Origin of the sequence: Pinirhizobacter sp. (assembly GCF_036499745.1) — a bacterium.
In the GTDB taxonomy this organism is placed as follows: domain Bacteria; phylum Pseudomonadota; class Gammaproteobacteria; order Xanthomonadales; family Rhodanobacteraceae; genus Pinirhizobacter.
In genome coordinates, this window is record NZ_DASYDG010000059.1 from 42,977 (window position 1) to 62,738 (window position 19,762).

A 19,762-nucleotide genomic window follows, 5' to 3' on the forward strand; every position below is an offset into this window, starting at 1 on the left:
GTCGGTAGACAGGCTATTTCATTAAGGGTTCCCCAGATGGAGCAGGGTCCTGCGCGAACTGGTTCGGTATCGATATGCCTTGGCGAAGGCCAGTCATCGGCTGACTCTTCATGCCTCCGACGCTTCTGCTTGTGCATCGAAACGCACCCTCGCTTCCTCGATCGCCGGGCGATTCTTTCTTCCCCAGGATGAAAGTGTCCTTAAAGGCCCTATCAGCGAGCGCCCCATGTCGGTGAGTTCGTATTCAACCTTGGGCGGAATCGTGGGATAGATCGTCCGGGTGACCAGACCATCACGTTCGAGGCCTCTCAAGGTCAACGTGAGCATGCGATGCGACACCGCGCCGATCGTGCGCAGGACGGTGCTGAAGCGCTGAGGTCCGTCTGAGAGCACGCCGACCACCATCACGGTCCATTTGTCCCCGATGCGATCGAGCACCTGTGCGAGCGCCTTGCACTCAGCCTGGATGTCTTCGTCGGGTTCAAGGACTTTGACCGGCGACGGTCTCGCGTTAGCCACGGCGTTCTCCAAATTTTTCAGCAAGGAACATGGGTGTTCGTACAGCACTTATTAGTGCGTTCTTGTGGGTGCACGCGATATCAAAGATAGTATCACGAACAAATTTATCGTTACGAACCGATAGGCGATCCCGCCTCGCTGAGGAAGCCGACGGCTCGGATCACTATCCAATCGAGGGTCTTTCCATGAGCAAGCTGCTGCATCTGGACACCAGTATTCAAACGAGCAACTCGGTGAGTCGGCGCCTGTCTGCCGCCATTGTGGACAAGCTCAAGCAAACCGACGAAACCCTTGAGATCACCTATCGGGATCTCGCGGCCTATCCGTTGCCGCACTTGTCCGAGCCGGTGTTTGCAGCCGTTGTCGAAGCGGTAGACGCGTCAGGGCTCAGTCCAGCGCTACAGGCCGACGCGGTCGAAAGTGCGAACGTCCTCGCGGAGTTCCTGGCCGCCGACACCCTCGTGATCGGCGTGGCGTTCTACAACTATTCGATCCCGAGCTCGTTGAAAGCCTGGATCGATCGCGTGATCGTCGCCGGCAAGACCTTCACCTACGGCGGTGGCGCGGGACCGGTCGGCTTGGCCAGAGGAAAGCGGGTAATCGTTGCTATCGCCCGTGGCGGTGTGTTTGCCGACGGCACGCCGTTCGCGCACCGCGAGCACGCCGAGCGCTATCTGCGGGACATCTTCGCGCTCGTCGGGATCGACGATATCGAGGTGGTCGTGGCGGAAGGCCTGGCCTACGGTCCGGAGGCCAACGCAGCCTCCCTGGAAAGCGCAATGAACCACATCGGCGTGATCTCTGCGACGACGATCTAACGCCTCCGGCAGGAAATCATTTCCCTTGGAGGGGACATGCCTACGAGGTTGCGCCTTGGGAGGGCAGCGCCTTCCGGGGAACGCGAGCGGGACGGGTTCCTCTCGCCCCAAGATGTGGTGGCTACTTCTTCCCCGCCAGTTCATCAGCCAGGCGGGGCAACTTGTAGACCTTGCGAATGGCTTCGACCAGCGCCGCCGTATCGACCGCCACGGCGCGGTTCGAGGTCTCGTCGAAGGTGAAGTCGCCGCCCAGCGAGTGGATGTTGCCGTCGAAGATCAGGCCCACGGCATGGCCTTCGCGATTGATGACCGGGCTTCCCGAGTTGCCGCCGATGATGTCGTTGTCGGTCACGAAGTCGAAGTGCGTATTGAGTGCGAGGCTGGCTTTGGCCTTCAACCAGCTGTCGGGCAGCTTGAACGGGTCGGCGCCCGTGGCACGGTTGTATGCGCCGGCGAAGTCCGTGAATGGCGGCACGTCCTTGCCCTTCTCTTTCCAGCCCACCACCTTGCCGAACGACAGGCGCGGGGTGAAGGTGGCATCGGGATAGCTGCTGTCGCCATCCCGTGCGAAGCGGGCCTGGGCGATATTTTCTTCGGCGCGTGAAATGGGTGCCGAGACCTCGTCTTCATACGTCTTGCGAAGACGACGGGCTTCCGGATCGATGCTCCGCACCAAAGCGATCATGGGATCCTTTGACGCCTTGATGGCCGCCTCCCCTCCTTCCCACAGTTGCTTGCGCACGGCGGGATCGGCGAGTCTGGTGCCATCGACCAATCCATCGGCCACCTGCGCAGGCGACTGCTTGCCCAGTACCTCGTGCACGAAGGCATCATCGGCGCCCAGGCTCTGGCGCATTTTTTCGATCGACCAGGTAATCATGGTCTTCTCGAAACGCGGATAGACCGGCGCACTGGACGAGACTTCCTGTTCCAGCGCGGGCAGGTTGGCATCGCGGAACGCCGGTAAGCGTTCGCCATCGGGTTTGCTGCGTTCGGCGGCCGCACGAACCAAGGTGCGTGCCTGGCTGAACAAGGTGCCGCCCACGCCGAAGCCGCGGCCGCCCTCGATGAGCGTGTAGCGCTCCTGCAGTTCTGCCGAACGCGCCTGGGCGCGCTCAAGGTCTGCCCAGGGATCGCCGTATCTGGCCTTTCGGCTGGCGTCTGCGGCAATCCACTGGCGCAATCCGTCATCGTCCTTGATCTTCCGCGCGGCAAACGTCGCATCGCTCAGGGTTTCCAACCAGCCCTTATAGACCTTCAACGAATTGTCGACGCCGAACAGCACGTCCTGGGCTTCTTTCGCCTGCGAGGCGTCGGCTCGGCTGTATTGCCAGAGCACGCCGCGCAATTCCGACAGGAAGCCGAAAAATGGCGTGAGCTTGTGGTCGCGCATGTTTTGCAGTTGCACCCACGGCGTGTCGCGTTGGGTTGAACCGGGGTTGCCGACCACGAAAGTCATGTCGCCGGCCTTGGGCCCGGCTACGTCGAAGGGAAGATAGTCGGGCGTATGGGCCGGCTTGCCATCGACGTAGGCGCGGAAGAAAGTCACATCCAGGTCGTAGCGCGGGAAGTTGAAATTGTCCGGATCGCCGCCGAAGAAGGCGATCGACTGCTCGGGGGCAAACACAAGGCGCACGTCCTGGTAACGACGGTACTTGTACATCGCGTAGCGGCCACCGTGATACAGCGTGACCACATCGCAGCGCCAGGTTTTCGCATCCCCACCCACGCATTTCTGCTCAAGCGAACTGTTGATGGCGCGCTCGGCCTTGATGCGGTCCCCGCCCGTCTTCCCGCGAGTGGCACCCATCACCTGGTCGGTGACGTCGGTGATGGTGTCCAGCTGGTTAAGTTCCACTTCCGGGCACTTCGGTTCGTCCTCCCGGCGTGCAGCCGAGAAGCCGTTCTCCATGTAGTTGGCGGTCTTGGAAAGCTGCGACAGGCAGGCATTGGCGCAGTGGTGGTTGGTCATGACCAGCCCGCTCGACGACACGAACGATCCAGAGCAACCCTCGGCCAGGCGCACCGACGCCTTTTGCACATGGGCAATCCATTGCGCGGTCGGTGTGAATCCGTAGCGCTCCTGCATCTGCTTGATGGGCAGATGGTCGAGGGTCCACATGCCTTCGTCGGCCAAGGCGGCCGTCGTGGCCATGGCGAGAGCGGTCGCTGTAAGTGTCTGGAACAGTCGCTTCATCGTTTTTTCCCCTGGGCAGGCATTGCAAGTTGATCTAGTGATGTTATGTTATAACATCCCGAATGGTAGGAGCATCGTATGCCTTGTCCCAGCGTTCGTCCTGTGCCGTTGGTACTGGCGTGGATATTCCTGGCGGCGGGAATCACGCCGGCCACGGCCTTCGAGCTTCGCCACCATGGCGCACACGTGCACGGCGTGTCCGACCTGGACATCGCCATCGACAAGGGCGTGGTGGAGGTCGACATCCATGGCCCGGGCATCAATTTCGTCGGGTTCGAGCACGCGCCGCGCAGCGACCAGGAAAAGCAGGCGCTCGCTGATGCCACACGTACCCTTCAACAGCCGGCGTCCTGGCTCGTGTTTCCCGATGCTGCCCGATGCACGCTGACATCGGCCAAAGTCGCCGATGCCGGTAAGCCCGACGAGGATGGCCATATGGATGTCAGTGCGCACTACCGGTTTACCTGCGCCAGGCCAGACGCAATTTCAGGTTTCGATGTCGGTTTGCTCCATGCGTTCCCGCGCACGGTCAAAGTGAATGTTGATCTTGTCACGCCGTCGGGCCAGGGGCAGGCCACCGTCGATGCCAACCAGTCCCATGTCACGGTGCCCGGTACGTCCCCTTGAGCCGCGCAAGCACCATCCTGGAAACCACGAACGTGTCCTTTGCGTGGAAAGGACAGCCGGATCTTCGTTTTCCTGATATCCGGCTCCTGCGCGGGCAAAGCCTCTTCGTCCACGGGCCCAGCGGATGCGGCAAGAGCACGGCGCTTGGCCTGCTTGCCGGCGTGCTGTTGCCGAAAGCTGGGACGATACGCATCGCTGAAAAGCTGTTGCCGGCCAGCCAGCCGGGTCGCGACCGCATGCGTGCCGATGGCGTGGGCTACATCTTCCAGCAGTTCAACCTTCTTCCCTATCTTTCCGTAGCCGACAACGTGAAACTACCCTGTCGTCTTTCCCGGCGTCGGCGCGACGCTGCCATGCAAGCGGGAAGCCTCAATGACGAGGTCGACCGGTTGCTCGCTGCTTTGGGGCTTGAACCGGACACGATGCGGGGACGCGTGGTGTCGCAACTAAGCGTAGGGCAGCAGCAGCGTGTAGCGGCGGCCCGTGCCTTGATCGGATCGCCGACGCTGCTACTGGCGGACGAGCCGACATCCGCCCTCGATGCGGACGCCAGGGATGCCTTCATCCAGTTGCTGCAGGGCGAGTGCGCCATGCGCGGGATCTCCACCGTGTTCGTCAGCCACGACCTTTCGCTGGCCAGGCACTTCGATGATGCGGTAAGGCTCGGCTCATGAATCCACGCGCCCTGGTGTCGCTCGCCCTTCGCAGCCTTTGGCATCGTCGTACCAGCGCCCTGCTCACTGTGCTGACCCTGGGTTTGTCGGTGGGGTTGGTGCTTTCTGTCCATCGGCTCGGACGCGACGCGCGTTCGAGTTTCGCAAGCACGGTCAGCGGCACCGATCTGCTGGTGGGAGCGCGCTCAGGACCGGTCAACCTGCTGCTCTATGCCGTGTTCCATGTCGGGGACGCCACCAACAACGTGTCCTGGAAGAGTTACCAGGACGTGGCCAGCAGTCCCGAAGTGGCATGGACCGTGCCGATATCCCTGGGCGACTCCCACCGCGGTTTCCGTGTGGTAGGCACCACCGCCGGCTTCTTCGACCACTTGCGCTTTGGTGACCACGAGGCCATGCGCTTGGCCTCCGGGCACGCCTTTACCGACGTCTATGACGCGGTGCTCGGTGCACGCGTGGCGCGCGCACTGGGTTACAAAGTCGGGACCAGCCTGGTGCTCACGCATGGCACGGGGGTGATGGCCACCCAACAGCATGCCGACAAGCCCTTTGTGGTGACCGGCATCCTGGCACCCACGGGTACGCCGTTCGACGACAGCGTGTTCGTCGGCCTGGATGGCATCGAAGCCATCCACGTCGATTGGCAGTCGGGCATGCGACTGCCGGGGCAGTCGGTTTCCGCCGAAGAGGCTCGTCATGCGGACCTGACGCCCAAGACCATCACCGCGTTCTTCGTCGGGCTCAATTCCCGCCTTTCGGCATTTTCATTCCAGCGGGCCATCAACGAATATCCTGACGAAGCGCTCCTGGCCGTGTTGCCGGGCGTGGCGCTGCAGCAGCTGTGGTCCATTGTCGGCGTCGCCGAACAGGCTATCCGTGCCATTGGTTACCTGGTGGTGGCCATCGGCCTGTGTGGTTTGGTGACCACGTTGCTGAGCATGCTCAACGAGCGGCGTCGGGAAATGGCGGTGCTCCGTGCGGTGGGCGCAAGCCCCGCCACTGTGTTTGCGCTGATGGTGGCCGAGGCGCTGCTGGTGGGAATGGCCAGCTGCGTCCTGGGGCTGGTCTTGCTTTATGGCGCCATTGCGCTGGCCGGTCCCTGGCTTGCGCAGGCCGCGGGATTGCGCCTGGCACTCGCGCCACCGGATGCGGCGGAATGGGCACTGCTTGGCCTCGTCCTGGCCAGTGCGTTCGTCGCTGGCTGCGTTCCCGCGCTTGTCGCGTACCGCCGTACGCTCGCTGATGGCTTGCAGGCCCGACTATGACTCAGCTTCGCTCCACTTTCCTGCTTATCCTTGTTGGCCTGGTCGCCTGCTCACCCACCCCTCCCCCGGCGCCCTTGTCGGACGTGCAGAAAGCCGAGCAGGCAGCCGATGTCGCGCGGCGTTCGGGGAAGCCACCCGCGGTCACGCCGGCAGGTTTGCTTGGCCTACCGGATGCGGACGGCTTCGCCGAACTGGACTGGACGCATATGGTGCCTCCGGAAGACTTGCGGCTGCTCAAGGATGCGCCCCCCGTCGTCCATGTAGGCAACAAGCAGGGCAAGCAATTCGGCACGCTGCATACGGTGGATGCGTTGTCGGGAAAGAAGGTCCGCCTGACAGGCTACGTCGTACCGCTCGATACCAATGCCCAGGGACAGATGACGGAGTTCTTCTTTGTTCCCTTTTACGGGGCATGCATCCATGTGCCGCCGCCGCCACCGAACATGCTTGTCGACGTCAAATTGAAGGCTCCGATCGATACCCCCCAAATCTGGGACCCGTTCTGGCTTCGCGGCACGCTCGTCAGCCAGCCCCAGCACAACGCGATAGCGGCCAGTGCCTATGCCATGACGGACGCACAGCTGCTGCCGTATTCCAATGCCGCCGCACCTGATACGCACTTCGAATAAGCTGCGCCCGCTTGTCGGCGTGATGCTCGTTGCCGGCATCATGCTCATGGCAGGCATGGCGGCTATCTGGTGGGTCCTTGCCGGACCGCGCGCATCCACGGCGCACCAGACAGCCAACGCTTCACTTCATCCGATTTCGCCGCCGGTCGCCACAGCGGTCGTGCATGCGGCGCCAGGTACGGCCGGCCCACTGGCCAAAGCCCTGGATGCCGATCCCGCGCTTGAGCGTGATGCCATTTTCCTGCTTGCCGCCGCCCACACCCATCGATGCAATGCTGCCGATGGCACCGCACTCGCCCACCTGGCGACGCGCGCCCACTTGCCTGTTCTCAAGGCCTCCACCGTGCTGCTGAACACAGCCCCGGCAATCGCCCACGCCTTGTACGACGGCGTGCGCGACGCCGCCCGTGCCATCCCGTGCGGAGCCGATCAGGTGGTCTGGCAGGTCGGTACCCACGCACTGGCCGTGTCGTTGCAGGCTTATACCACCGGCTTTCCTGAAACGTACTTTCATCCGGAAGTGACGCAGAGCCAGGGGCCATCCCTGCTTGCCCACGCCGATAGTCCATGTGTCGAGGTGGCCTTTGCCACCTTTCCGGCAGCGCCCGACGATTCATGGCAGTGCGCTGCGGCCCGGCACGCGGCACGCAGTCATGTCATTACCGATCTTTGCCCCGCCAGCCTCGCCGACGACGGCGCGCAACAACGCCTGGCGCTGGCAGTGCACCAACTCAAATCCAACCTGCCGGGCGTTTGCCAATGAGATCGAATGTGATGAAAACACCGGCGTCGTCGGAGTTTCCAGGGCAGCGGCGCAGTTTCCTCAAGGCGCTCCTACTTGCCTCAGTAGTCTCCGCCGCGCCCCGTTCTCGTGGAGCAGGTGCCGGTTCGGTGGGAGGTAGTCGCGTCAGTCTTCGTGGAATTTAAGCAGGCGGCCGGCGCTGGCCAGCACGACAAACGCTCCAAGATTCTGCAAGACTGCCGCCGTCAGTGCACCGCCAGAGCGCCATCCACCGGCCAGGGCGAAGAGCACCAGCATCAACGTCCATACCGCGCTGATGGCCAGGTTCACCTGCAACGTCCGTCGCGCCCGCCGTCCCAACCGCACGCATGTCGCCAGGCGCGCAAAGTCATTGCCGGTGAGCACGACATCGGCCGAGGCCATGGCGATATCACTCCCCTGCGCGCCCATGGCGATGCCTACAGCGCCCGCGCGCAGCGCGAGTGCGTCGTTGATGCCGTCGCCCACCACGATGGGCCGGAGGCCGGCCGCCACCTGACTCTGCACAAAGGCCATCTTTTCATGTGGCAAGACCCCTGCGACGACCTCGTCCAGACCCACGACCGAAGCCACCCGGCGCGCTTCCTCGATGCGATCGCCGGTTAAAAGACTCTGTCGGCTCAGGCCAAGCGTCGCAAGCGCATGCAAGGTGGCGTGCACGCGGGGGCGGATCTCATCGGAGAGAAGAATCCAGCCCAGGAATTTGCCATCTTGGGCGATGCCGACGACCGGACCCTGGTGAGCCGGCGGTACTGATACGTCCATACCGTGGTTTTCGAACAACTCGCGGCGGCCAAAAAGCACGATGCCCTGCCCGCTTCGCGCCGTCATGCCAAAGCCTGCCAGTTCCCGGACGTCGTCCAGCACCATCGGATTTTCGAGCGCGGTTGCCCGGGCCAGCGCACGGCCCACCGGGTGGCTGCTGGCACGTCCCATGGCGCCGGCGACACGCAGAAGGTGATCGATGTCCGCGTCCCCTTCCGGATGTATGTACGCAAGCGTGAGGACCCCGGTCGTGACCGTGCCGGTCTTGTCGACAATGAGCGCGTCGGCATCGGCCAGGCGTTCAAGGAACATGCTGCTCTTGAGCAAGATGCCGTGGCGCGCGGCCACGCTGACCGCCGCCAGTGCCGTGGACGGGGCCGCCAGGACCATGGCCGACGGACAGGCAGCAACGAGCAATGCCAACACCGCCGCCACGTTCAGCGTGGAAAACCACACCAGGCATGCGGTGAGCAACACCAGCAACAGGTAACGTCCGGCGTAGCGCTCAAGCAGACGCGTCACCGCAGGTTTGCTCCGTTCCGCCTCTTGCATCAGCGACACCACACGTCCCAGCGCAGTCTGCGCACCCACCCGGTTAACCTGCACGGTCAACAGGCCATTGAGGCTGACCGAACTGCCCAGTACCAGCATGCCCGGCGCTGCCTCGACGGGTAAGGATTCTCCCGTCAGGGAAGCGGTGTCGAGGCTGGCTTGGCCTTCGAGCACCGTGCCATCGGCCGGCACCTTGTCGCCGGCGCGTACTTCCACCAGATCACCCACTTGCAGGCGACTTGCTGGCACGACCGTCACCGTACCGTCGAGCCCGAGCCGTCTTGCCGTCGCGGTGGTAAGCCGGGAGAGTGCCTCGACGGCCTCCCGTGAACCGAGCAGCGAACGCTCCTCGAGCACCCGGCCGACCATCATCACGGCGGGCAACAGGGTCGCGGTAACGAAATCGTTGGAGACCCAGCACGCAAGCACGGCGAGGGCAACGAGCTGGTCGACCACTCCGTGCAGGTCCGGCTTGCGCAAGCTGCGAAAGGCCGCGCGCATCACGGGACCGGCGACCAGCAAGGCGGCTGCCGCCTGCAACAGGAGCACGCCCGGGAGGTTGTCCGGCGAAAGCCATGCACCCAGCCAGGAAAGGGCCAATAGCCCCAGGGCGAAGAGCACGATCACCACGCGCACCCGCCAGCCCTGGCGCTCACGGCGCGTCAGCAAGGCGGCTCCGGCGGATGATGCAGGGATCGATGAAGCGCTCATGGCGAAGTGCTCGAATAAAGGATGGATGTCGCGTGGACCGGGACCACATCGACCTTGTCCACCAGGCCAAGCACGGATCCCGCGCGCTCGCGGTAAAGCTGGTTCAGTACCGTCTGCCGGCTCATGCCGGGCTGATTGCCCAGGGCGCGGACGAACGCCGACTTGGCCTCGGCGGTATTGACGGTTTCCTGGGCAAGCGCATGCGCCTGGTCGATCGCATTCTCCCTGGACTGGACCGCCCCCTGGCGACGGATTTCGGCCGCGGTACGAGCCTGGGCAACCACGCGCTCGACCTGCTGGGAGACGCTGAGCACGTTGTCGAACGCTGCCTTGGCGCCCGAAGGTATGCTGGCCACCACATCGGCGCGAGCCACCCGGATACCCAGGCCCGCCTCGCCGTTCGTGGCAAGACGAGCGTTGACCAACGACACCAGGTCGGTGCGGAACGATTCGCGCTTGGCGACGAACGACGCCTCACCGGCGCGCTCGGGACGGGCGACGAGGATGCCGTCGAGATCGCGGCTGGCACACGTATGTACCGCCGCGGCAATCACGGCACGGCGCAGCGCCGGCTCGATATGGTCGGCGGCGATGAGCCATGCGGCAGGGTCGGTGATCTGATAGAAGACCATCACCTTCAGGTGCACCACGCCGCCGTCACCGGTCATGAAAAACCACGTGTTCTGTCGCGCGTCATCGCTGACATCGAAGCCATAGGTCGTGGCATCGGCCTCCGAGCGGACCTGCGAGCGATCTTGTTCGAGCGATTCGGGTGAGAACTGTACCTGGCGACTGCCCGATGGCAGCAAGGTTACGTGCTCCACCGGCGCGGGCCATGTCAGGAGCAGACCCGGACCCCGCACGCGGGCGATCTGGCCAAAGCGTGTAACGACCGCCTGGTTGCCGGGATTGACGCGCGATAATCCGGTCGCGCCCCAGGCAAGCATGAGAAGCGCCACCAGCGCGAAGAGCAGGCGGAACGACCAGGTGAGCACATCTCCCAACAGACCGCTTCGAAGCTCGTCCTGTTTCATGGCTTGCCCTTCTTCACCGCTCCCTCGTTGCCGGGGCCATCAACGAGGATCCGGAATGGCGCCGCGTCTGTGCGCAGGATCAACCGGGTGTTGGGATTGACCACCGCATCAAGCGTGTCGAACGACCGGAGCGTGGTGTAGAGCGCAGGATTGATGTTGTATGCCTCCTGGTAGATCGCCGCCGACTTGACCTGGGCCTCAGCCTCGATGCCTGCCGCGTCGGCCTTCGCCTGGGCAAGCTGGATGCGCGCATCGCGATCGGCTTCGGAGGTAATCTGCGCGGCTTCCCGCTGGCCTTCCGCCGAGCGCTGGGCGGCCGCCGTATCGCGCTCGGCCTTCATGCGCTCGATGGTCGCCTGCAACGCCTCGCTCGACAATGTCAGCCGTTCAATGCCCGCTTGCTCGATCTGCACGCCGTAGACGCGTCGCGCCTGCGCGTCGATGCGGTCGCGAAGAAGTGTTTCAAATTCATCCAGGCGCACCTTCTTCGGATCGGTATTGACCAGGTTCGCCAGGTCGAAACTGCTCGCGGTGATTTCCAGCGATGAAGCCATCAGGCTTCGCAGTTGGCCCGCGGTCACGTCCGGCTGGTTCTGCACTGCACGCAAATACAGCTGCACTCCTTCCGGGGTCGCACGAACCCGCCAGACGACGAACGCCTGCACCAGCACGCGCAGTCCGTCCTTCGTGCCCACGTCCTGCAAACCGCTGGACGTCGTGCGAAGACGCAAGTCCACATCGACGGTGTTTTCCACCGGCGAGGGCCACTTCAACGCGCCGCCCGGCGTAAGCAGGACGCGCACCGGGCGTCCCAACCGCGTGACCACCACGCCGGTACCGGGGCTCACCACCACCAACGAAGCGGCCAGCGCGGCCAGCAACAGCACCAGGGTCGCCACGCTCCAGCGGATCCATCCGGTCCGGCGGTCATGGCCCTGGCTTGATGGCAGCGGCGCCTCTTCCGGGGTCCCGGCTTCCAAGGCTTCAGTGGCAACACTCATGGATATCCTCCGGAACTGCCTGGCGCGACGGCGCGTAAATCAAGGGTGCTCGTTGCCCCCTCGAGGCGGTGATCGACAATGGTCACTCGCGCCTTGGACAGATCGTCCCGAAGGTGTGAAAGCCAGCTTTCAAACAGGAATACGTTGGGGCCCGCCACCTGGCTCCGCGCTTCGGCGCCGAACGTGATGCGTGTGGCATTGGCCGCGGCCAATGCCTCCGCTGCCGTGGCGCGGGACTGGTTGACGTTCTGGATGGCCTCTTCGGTGGCCGCGCTATTCACTGCCACGGCGTGCGCACGGCTTTGGAAGCGCATCGTATCGGCCTGGATCTCGGTGGCCTGCACGTTGTGATAGGCGCGCGCCGCGCCGGCAGGGGGATGAATCGCCTCGACCACCACGGCGAGCACGGCTATGCCTGCGTGATAGGCGTCCATGTCGTGTTGCAGGTCACGGCGGAAACGATCGACGAATGCCGACCGGCTTTCGCCGAGAATTCCATCCAGGGTAGAGATGGCGAAATGCGACACCAGCAGGCGCCCGGCCGAGGCCCGGATGAGGCTGGCCGGTTCGAACGCGCCATAGGCCGAGGCCAGGGCCGCCTGATCCGTGCTATCCACGCGATAGACCACGCGCAGGTCCACGTTGACGATCTGGAATCCTTCCCGCCCTCCCGAACTGCTGGCAATAAGGTAGCTGGCTTCGCCCGGATGACTACCGTCCCACAGGCGATCAGCCGGCGGGTCGGGGATGGCTTCGGCCGAAGTAGCACCGGCAGCGTCCGCCTGGCCCGCCGTGGCCAGTTCCGCCAGGAGCTGGCCATCGGCACTTTGCGAAAAGACAATGGGTAATTCATGCACCACGCCAAGTTCCACCCGGCGGATGGTGGCCAATGGCCAGGGCGCATGCACATGCATGCCTGGCCCGACGACCTCGCCCGGCGCACCCAAGTGCTCAACAATGGCTCGCTCATCGACTCGCACGATCGAGACACCGCTGGCCAGCCATGCCACGATGCCCAGGGCACCCACGACCGGCAGTGTGGCGCGCACGGCAAACGCGGCCACCCAACTGCGCGAAAGATCAATACCGTAAGCAGAGGTGAGCCAGGCGCTGGCCCGGTCAAGCCGTGGACGTTGCAGTCGCAAAAGACTGGCCGTCCAGGTCAGTGCAGAGGCACGGCGCTGGGTAAATGCGACGGGGGGACTGAACCACGCCGCGCATGTGCGTGCCATCACTTCCACGGCCACCACGCCGGCGACGATCAGCACCGGCAGGGCGAACCACTGGGTCCAGGTATACCCGAGTGCCCCGAACAGACTGGCCGCGCCCATGACGAGCGATGCAAGCAAGGCCAATCGGGCCGTTGCATCAAGGCTGGGCCCCCGGGCCTCGTCCGCCACGAACAAACGCTGCACGATAAGTAGCGGGATGGTAGCCCCTAGCAACACCGCCGCGGTGGGCACGGAGGCGGAGCCGTCATCGCCGACAAGCTTGTGAACGAGCCCCGTCGTCAGCCACAGGGCGAGCGCCGACCCGATCAACGCCAGGAAACCCGGCAGCCAGTCGGCGATCCAGTCAATCGCGTCGAAGCGACGGCGCAGCTCTCTCGCGTGGGTTAGAGCGCGCGCAATCATCGGATGGGCAGGAAGCCGCGGATAGACCATCGCCCGGAACGGTCTCACCCAGGTCGAGGGGCGGTGGCGTACTTGACGCACCACAAGCTCGTTGCAAAGTCCGGTCGCACCCAGGAGCAGGGTTACGGCTACGACCTGCACGGCGAAATCGCCCAGGCCGAATCCCAGTCCCGCAGCAAGGACAAACAGGCCAGCGACCAGTTGCACGAGCCATACCGGCTTTTCAGCGACGTTCTTCATCGGGCCTCCCATCCGGCCGCCAACCACATGAAGGCCAACCCAGCCACTACGCCGACGAACGGCGCGATGCGGTGGGTGGTTCCCATCCGGCTCCAGGCCGCCGGCAATACATCGGCGAGCGCCACGTAAAGCACCGTGCCGGCAGCCAATGCCAGGGCCACACCCAGGGCGCCGCCGTGAAGTGGAGCGGCGAGCATCAACAACGCGCCAAGGGGAACAGACGAGGCCATCGCCAATGACAACCAGAATGCCTTGCGCGGCGGATAGCCGCCTGCCACCAACACACCCGCACTCCCCACTTCCCTCGGAATTTCGTGCGCGATGATGGCGAGCATCACGGCAAAGCCTGATGCGCTCCCGGCCAGGAAGCTCGCCGCCACCACTACGCCATCCACAAGGTGATGGAGGAAGTCGCCTGTGAGGTTCATGCGGGCGAACGCCGCTGGCCCTGCAGCGGGGACGAGGCTGGCGCGCGGACGCACGAAACATTCGACGGCAACGAGCATCGCCGCGCCGATCGCCACGTACTTGAAGGCCGCGTCCGGGGAAAGACCCGTCTCCAGTGATTCGGGCAACACATGCAGCAAGGCATCGCCTATCAGCAACCCCACTGCCACCGGTTGCAGCCAGGGCAGCACACGTGCCAGCGAGCTGTTCGGTAGCCAAACCAGTAAACGCGAAGCGACGGAGGTCGCAGCGATAGAGAAAGAGGCCAGGAGGACGTCCGTCAACGAATAGGCCAAGGGAGGGCCGCCAGGAAATAGATACGTTATGTTATAACATACTATTCAATCGTCAACGCAACAATGAGGGTCACCAGTCTCACACCCTGGCTACCAGGATGCGAGGCTGTTTCCCGATCAGAACGGTTTTTCGAGAGTCAGGAACACGCCGCGCGCGACAGCCCTGGGATTCGAACTGGCCACCGGTGCGCTCGAGGTCCATGGTACTTGTCGGCAATGTCGGCATTCCCACGGAACCACATCGGCGTGATCTCTGCGTCAACTGTCTAACCCGGTTTACGCGCACGGCGCGCGGTCGCACCCCTCCCCCTTCCACGACCGGGGCCACGGGCCCGAGCTACCCGCATCGTTCATCCGCCCGATTCGCCATGAGTGCGCTGTCGCACCGGCCTTGAAAGCTGAAACGAAACGGCGTGCTTCGTGATCGGCGTATATCCGTCATCGAAGAAATACCAGGCGTCGTATCGTCCAGGAGCTAACGCTTCCCCTGCAGGGCTCGACAAAGCGACCGAACCGACACCCCGCGTCGCGTACACCCACAGCAGCAGATTCGCCTTGGTGGGTGCCTTCCCCTCCGCGAACACACCTATCCAGTTTTTCGGTCGGTGGTGCCACGGCGGCGCTGCGTAGTCGAATCGCAGCGAGCTACCCGTTTCCCCGTCCGCCGATAGCGTAGCCTTGAACAGACGGTCGTTGCCGATAGCTGGATCCGTGGTCGGTACTCCGAAGCGGGACTGGACGACTCCCGCTACACGTCGGAAGTACGCAAGGTCGCCCATGATGCGGACACTAACGTCATACCAGCCGTCCCTGCCCCTCCACGGGATCGTTCGCTGGCTACCGGCCTCTACCCGAATGTGCTGGGGTTCGTTCTGGTAATAGGCATTATCCGAGACCTGGAAGCTGCAGGCGGTGGAACTTACGCGGTTATCGAGGGTAATGAAGAGACCGCCGCGCAAGGTGTCGCCGGCAACGGTGACTTCCGCCGCGTGGCCCGACTTCACGATCAAGGCAATGTCGCCCCGGAACTCGCGCAAGAAACCGTTCGGGCCGTAGATAGCCCAGTCATAGAGGCCATCGTCGGCGAACGGCTGAGGCGATGTGGCGAGCGACTTGCCGGCTTCCACCATGTAGTGATGCGGCTGCTGCGCATCCGACATCGGCAGGCTGTAGGCAATAAACGCAACGCCAGCGGTTCCGTTGTTGACCAGGCGAAAGCCGATGCCGTTCTCGCCCAGCTCGGCTGCGACCGAGAACGCATAACCAAGGCGACACGCCGTCCGTACGTCCGGCTCCTGTATCGGAAACACCTGTGGGCTGGGAACCATCGCCGGGGCCGTACCGTTGATGAAGTCAGTTGTTGCTTTGATAGGTCGAAGGGGCTGGCGCGAAAAGTCGAAAGCCTCGTGCAGGTCGCCACAAACGGATCGACGCCAGTCAGAGATGAGATCACAGCGGGTCGTATCCCTGCCACCCAGCGATTTTTGCCGCGTCCATCGTTCGATGAATTGCAGCACCGAGGTATGGTCGGTGAGCTGCGAGTACACCTTCCCGCCTGTGGTCCAGGGGGAAATGATCAACATCGGTACACGCGGCCCCAGGCCTACCGGGACCGAGCCGTTGTTCTCCGCGGCGCCGGCATCGGCCAACGTCATCTGCCCATACGTTTTATCAATGGGAGGAATAGGTGCCGGCACATGATCGAAATACCCGTCGTTCTCGTCGTACATCATCATGAAGACAGTTTTGCGGAACACATCCGGGTGCTGGTTGACCAGGACATCCAGCAGACGCGCCGTGAATGCCTCGCCATCACCCGGTGACGCGCTCGGATGCTCGCAGAACTGGTAAGGCGCAACGATCCACGAAACACGCGGCAGGCCCGGTTCCACGCTACCTTGTGCCGGATGGTCCGCTTCCATCCCTGCGGCCACATCCGCGGCGAACTGGGCGATCACCGCATCCCCTGTCTTGGCCCCATCGGCCGCGAAGACACGACCGCGCTTGTAAAGCGACTGAAAATACGGATCAGTGGATTGGTCGATCGGCGTGCCGCTGTTGTCGACCCTGAAGTTCTTGAAGTACTGCAGGTAGTTGTCGCCATAGTTGTCGTATTCCTGGTAGACCTTCCAGGTGATGTGGTTGTCGGTCAAGGTTTCGGCATAGGTCTTCCAGTCCGCGATGCCCGCCTCAACGGCGGTACTCTTCGCTTGCGGCGATTGCCCGTACATGGCCGGCGTAATATCGGCATTGATGTCGCAGCCAATGTCCGAGACATAACCGCAACTGCCATAGTTATCCGGGAAATTCATGGGCGGGGTTACGGTACCGGACCAGAGCATGAAACGATTGGGGTCAGTCGCGGCGAAGATCGAGCAATGGTACGCGTCGCACACGGTAAACGCATTGGCCAGCCGGTGATAGAACGGCAGGTCGTCGGCGTTGAGGTAGCCCATGGACTGCCGGCTCTTCAGCGGCGCCCAGACATCCCAGTTGCTCCAGATATCCTGCGACGCCTTCCAGCTATGGTCCAGGTCGCCCAGGTACTGGAACTGCACGTTGCCGGGCTGGTTGAGCCGAAACGGCAGTACATAATGCGCGGATTGAGAGGTACGGTCGGCGTCGTACCAATCGGCCGGCTTCACCCATTCGTCGTACGACACATGCGCACTGAAACCGCGGCTCGCCGGATTCAGTCCCTCCGGCTGATACCACACATAGTTTCCGCTCGGCATGGGTACCGGCCGGGGATCACCGAAACCACGCACGCCGGGGAGTGAGCCGAAATAATGATCGAACGAGCGGTTCTCCTGCATGAAGATCACTACATGCTCGATATCCGCCAGACTGGCCTCGCCCGTGGGGTTGTTCGGCTCGATCGCAAGCGCCTTCTCGATCAATCCTGGCCACAGGGACAACGTCGCCATGCCACCTGCGGAACCGGCCGTGATCTTCAGGAACCGCCGCCGCGTGGCGTCGTCGATATCGCTCATCATGCTCTCCGTATACGGGTGACAGGCATCTAGTGACCCTGTATTTACCGCCGTACACATGACAGATGAAGGTCATATCCAACGTCAGCACGAAAAACTGGCTCATTGTGTGAGGTGGTTCGCTAAAGACTTAACGCATGGCCCGTGCATCGTCACGGATCCTTGGTAGCGGCAAATCCCAGCAGCTATGCGTGCGTCCGAGGTGCCGATAAGGCGAACTCTGCAGCAAGGTTGCCAAGTTCGAGGATGACCACCTCCACCCCATGTTCCCGACCTGCGGTGGGGCCCTGAAGAATGAGAGTGCTCATGCCACGTCCACTTCGGAGAATGTGGGGTGATCTTAATCAGGAGAGGCGCAAAGCTGCCGCAAAGCGCGGGCGGATTGGCGCAAGAGTTTCGTATTCTTTACAAGTTTTGCTGTGCGATTCGTAGGCGCCTACCTAAATAGCGAAGGGTCGATAGCATCCAACCTGGCCCTGGCGATGGCGGCCAGGCAGGCTAGCCAACCAGGCCCTTAACCTACTGCCTTCTTTGCAGGCCCGAGGAAGCGGTTGACGATCTCCGGCAACATCGGTTCCACGGCGAGCGTGTAATGGGTGGTGTTCGGCAAGATGGCGAGCGCGTTTGCCGGCCGCAGGGAGCCATCGAGCCCGGCATCGCGCTGGCCGCCTCCCAATGCCTTCCAGAACTCGACCATGTGTTCGGGCCGGATGGCGTCAGCGTCGGCAAACACCAGCAGTGTGCGTGCCTTGAGCCTGGCGACGTCGGCGCTCCAGTCAAAGGGGCGTTTGGTCATGTCACCGACCTTCCTGAAGAGGTTGGTCCAATCGACGTTGGGATAGGCCTGCCCTAACGGCGATGCCTTGACACTCGGGCCAAGCGTGGCAGCGTTGGCCTCCAACTGTTTGAAGGCCGCCACCCCCTCCGGATAAAAGCCATCCTGCCTCATCGCCGCGGACACGATGACGAGCCGCTCGACCGCATCCGGATGGCGGATGGCTGTCTGCAGCGCGACGCTGGCGCCCAGCGAATAGCCCATGACGTCGGCCTTGCCGAGCTTCAGGTGGCTGATCAGGGCGGCAATGTCGTCGCCCATCGTTTCACTGCGTAGTGGCCGGTCGGTGTCTGGCGTGCGCCCATGCGCCTGGAGATGGACGGCGATCACCTGCCGGCCCTTGGCCAGTTCAGCCAGGTTGCTCCCGAAGCTGTCCGGGTCGATGCCACCGTGCAGAAGAATGAGCGGCTTACCGGCGCCATGCACGCTGTAGAACAGATGCTGGCCATTGACGTCGGCAACATTCGCATTCGGCATGGCCAGGGTTTCCTTGGCTTGAACGGGAAGGATCGCAGTCACCACTGCGGTCGCTATGGCAGTCTTCAGGAAATCGCGTCTGAGCATAACGTCCTCACATGGCGCCTGCGAGCAACTCATCCAGCTGCGCGAACTGTTCGGGCAGGCCTTCCGCCGAACCGGCGAGGGCTTCGTCGAGAGCCGCTTCTGTGGGGTAGAGCTCGTGGAGGGTCACCAGTGTTTTGCCGGCATTTTCTTCGAACGTCACCGTGGTCACCGCACCTTGATCGCTTTCTTCGTTTGTCCATACCAGGCGCTTGTTCGGCGTTACTTCTTTGTACGTGCCGAAGAACGCCATCGGTTGATCGGTTGCCGGATGGCGGAACACGAGGCGATACGTGCCCCCGGTGCGAATATCCATGTCGCACGAGAGCAGTGACAGGCCGGCCGACTTCGGAACCCACCAACGCTTGAATAATTCGGGGTTGCTCCACGCTTCGAAGACGATGTGCACCGGGGCATTGAACGCTCGCGTCACGACGAGTTCGTGGTCGGACTTGCGTTCCACGGCGGTGTGGTTCATGGCGACGTGGCTACCTTCGTTTCCGTTGGGCATCTGCCCTCTCCTTGCTTTTCAAGTGGTCGATAAGTTCGTCGAGCGCGTCGAAGCGTACGCTCCAGAGTTGGCGGTGCCCCTCGATCCAGGCAGCCTCTTCTTCCAGTCGGCGCAGGCCGAGCTTGCAGGTTCGTACGCGCCCGACCTTCTCCGTGGTCACGAGCCCCGCCTGCTCCAGGACGCTGACATGCTTCTTCATGCCCGTGAGGGTCATGTGAAACCTTTGGGCAAGGTCGGTGATCGAGGCGTCTGAGCTCCCGAGTTGCTCCAGCACCCCGCGTCGGGTGACATCGGAGAGCGCGGCAAACGTAGTGTCGAGGCGGGTTTGATAGTGAACCATGTAGTTCACTGTAGAGCGCACATGAGTGATTTGCAAGATCCCCTCGGCCCTTAAGTGTTCGATAAGACTTGTCGCCCACATTGCACGTGACAATCCCTGTCGGCCTGGAATGAGCCTCAATGCTTGCCTTACTTATTGCGCTGGCGACCCCTTCCGCCGCTGCGCCGAAGGAGGTCGTACGCCTGGCGCAGACGGCTCACTGGGATTACCTGACCTTCGACGATGTCAGCCGGCGACTTTATGTGACCTCGGGCGATCACGTAGCCGTGATTGACGTCGACGGTGGTAAGCAGGTGGGCACCGTGCCGAACACGGCCGGCGTGCACGGTGTG

The 19,762-nt window shown here is 63.0% G+C and carries 17 protein-coding genes and 1 pseudogene; 7 read left to right on the forward strand and 11 right to left on the reverse strand.

Going from position 1 to position 19,762, the window contains the following annotated elements; all coding sequences use genetic code 11:
• Positions 1-108 precede the first annotated feature (108 nt).
• Entirely contained in the window at positions 109-567 is a 459-nt protein-coding gene (locus VGM61_RS19405) for a helix-turn-helix domain-containing protein (protein ID WP_331524585.1), read from the reverse strand.
• Between the two features lie 137 nt (positions 568-704).
• Here VGM61_RS19405 and VGM61_RS19410 point away from each other — a divergent pair, with 137 nt between their 5' ends.
• Positions 705-1,337: an FMN-dependent NADH-azoreductase gene (locus tag VGM61_RS19410; RefSeq protein WP_331524586.1), complete on the forward strand. Its 633-nt coding sequence runs from the start codon at positions 705-707 to the stop codon at positions 1,335-1,337.
• Positions 1,338-1,458: 121 nt separating this feature from the next.
• Here VGM61_RS19410 and VGM61_RS19415 read toward each other — a convergent pair whose 3' ends face one another.
• A complete protein-coding gene (locus VGM61_RS19415) occupies positions 1,459-3,534 on the reverse strand; it encodes a S46 family peptidase (RefSeq protein WP_331524587.1) in 2,076 nt (691 codons plus the stop codon).
• A gap of 78 nt (positions 3,535-3,612) precedes the next feature.
• Here VGM61_RS19415 and VGM61_RS19420 point away from each other — a divergent pair, with 78 nt between their 5' ends.
• From VGM61_RS19420 to VGM61_RS19440, 5 genes are read left to right on the forward strand one after another with little or no spacing between them, the layout of a single operon-like run.
• Positions 3,613-4,161: a DUF2796 domain-containing protein gene (locus tag VGM61_RS19420; protein ID WP_331524588.1), complete on the forward strand. Its 549-nt coding sequence runs from the start codon at positions 3,613-3,615 to the stop codon at positions 4,159-4,161.
• Positions 4,158-4,835: an ATP-binding cassette domain-containing protein gene (locus tag VGM61_RS19425; RefSeq protein WP_331524589.1), complete on the forward strand. Its 678-nt coding sequence runs from the start codon at positions 4,158-4,160 to the stop codon at positions 4,833-4,835. Before VGM61_RS19420 ends, VGM61_RS19425 begins: the two co-directional genes overlap by 4 nt.
• Entirely contained in the window at positions 4,832-6,100 is a 1,269-nt protein-coding gene (locus VGM61_RS19430; protein WP_331524590.1) for an ABC transporter permease, read from the forward strand. The genes VGM61_RS19425 and VGM61_RS19430 overlap by 4 nt, the downstream gene beginning before the upstream one ends.
• Positions 6,097-6,729, forward strand: a complete 633-nt coding sequence (locus VGM61_RS19435; protein ID WP_331524591.1) for a DUF3299 domain-containing protein — start codon at positions 6,097-6,099, stop codon at positions 6,727-6,729. Before VGM61_RS19430 ends, VGM61_RS19435 begins: the two co-directional genes overlap by 4 nt.
• Before the next feature lie 19 nt (positions 6,730-6,748).
• Positions 6,749-7,492 (forward strand): hypothetical protein, encoded by a 744-nt coding sequence (locus tag VGM61_RS19440; RefSeq protein ID WP_331524592.1) that lies wholly within the window; start codon positions 6,749-6,751, stop codon positions 7,490-7,492.
• A 144-nt stretch (positions 7,493-7,636) separates the two neighbouring features.
• On the opposite strand, the gene VGM61_RS19445 is transcribed toward VGM61_RS19440, so the two are convergent.
• The 9 genes from VGM61_RS19445 to VGM61_RS19485 all read right to left on the reverse strand — a co-directional run bounded on the left by VGM61_RS19445 (position 7,637) and on the right by VGM61_RS19485 (position 19,430).
• Complete coding sequence (locus VGM61_RS19445; protein WP_331524593.1) at positions 7,637-9,538, reverse strand: cation-translocating P-type ATPase; 1,902 nt, start codon at positions 9,536-9,538, stop codon at positions 7,637-7,639.
• On the reverse strand, positions 9,535-10,572 hold the full coding sequence (locus VGM61_RS19450) for an SPFH domain-containing protein (RefSeq protein ID WP_331524594.1): 1,038 nt from the start codon (positions 10,570-10,572) through the stop codon (positions 9,535-9,537). The genes VGM61_RS19445 and VGM61_RS19450 overlap by 4 nt, the downstream gene beginning before the upstream one ends.
• Positions 10,569-11,573 (reverse strand): SPFH domain-containing protein, encoded by a 1,005-nt coding sequence (locus VGM61_RS19455; protein WP_331524595.1) that lies wholly within the window; start codon positions 11,571-11,573, stop codon positions 10,569-10,571. The genes VGM61_RS19450 and VGM61_RS19455 overlap by 4 nt, the downstream gene beginning before the upstream one ends.
• On the reverse strand, positions 11,570-13,447 hold the full coding sequence (locus VGM61_RS19460) for an SPFH domain-containing protein (RefSeq protein WP_331524596.1): 1,878 nt from the start codon (positions 13,445-13,447) through the stop codon (positions 11,570-11,572). The genes VGM61_RS19455 and VGM61_RS19460 overlap by 4 nt, the downstream gene beginning before the upstream one ends.
• Positions 13,444-14,178: a ZIP family metal transporter gene (locus VGM61_RS19465; protein WP_331524597.1), complete on the reverse strand. Its 735-nt coding sequence runs from the start codon at positions 14,176-14,178 to the stop codon at positions 13,444-13,446. Before VGM61_RS19465 ends, VGM61_RS19460 begins: the two co-directional genes overlap by 4 nt.
• A 362-nt stretch (positions 14,179-14,540) precedes the next feature.
• Positions 14,541-17,183, reverse strand: a complete 2,643-nt coding sequence (locus VGM61_RS19470) for a phosphocholine-specific phospholipase C (protein WP_331524598.1) — start codon at positions 17,181-17,183, stop codon at positions 14,541-14,543.
• Positions 17,184-17,697: 514 nt separating this feature from the next.
• Positions 17,698-18,495 carry an alpha/beta hydrolase gene (locus VGM61_RS19475; RefSeq protein ID WP_331524599.1) on the reverse strand — a complete coding sequence of 266 codons (798 nt, stop codon included), beginning with the start codon at positions 18,493-18,495 and terminating at the stop codon, positions 17,698-17,700.
• 94 nt (positions 18,496-18,589) lie between these two features.
• Complete coding sequence (locus tag VGM61_RS19480; protein WP_331524600.1) at positions 18,590-19,090, reverse strand: SRPBCC family protein; 501 nt, start codon at positions 19,088-19,090, stop codon at positions 18,590-18,592.
• The gene (locus VGM61_RS19485; RefSeq protein WP_331524602.1) at positions 19,068-19,430 is read right to left on the reverse strand and encodes a metalloregulator ArsR/SmtB family transcription factor; all 363 of its coding nucleotides are present in this window, start codon (positions 19,428-19,430) and stop codon (positions 19,068-19,070) included. Before VGM61_RS19485 ends, VGM61_RS19480 begins: the two co-directional genes overlap by 23 nt.
• A 119-nt stretch (positions 19,431-19,549) precedes the next feature.
• Between VGM61_RS19485 and VGM61_RS19490 the strand changes: the two are divergent.
• A pseudogene (locus VGM61_RS19490) lies at positions 19,550-19,762 on the forward strand (YncE family protein); the annotation flags it as partial.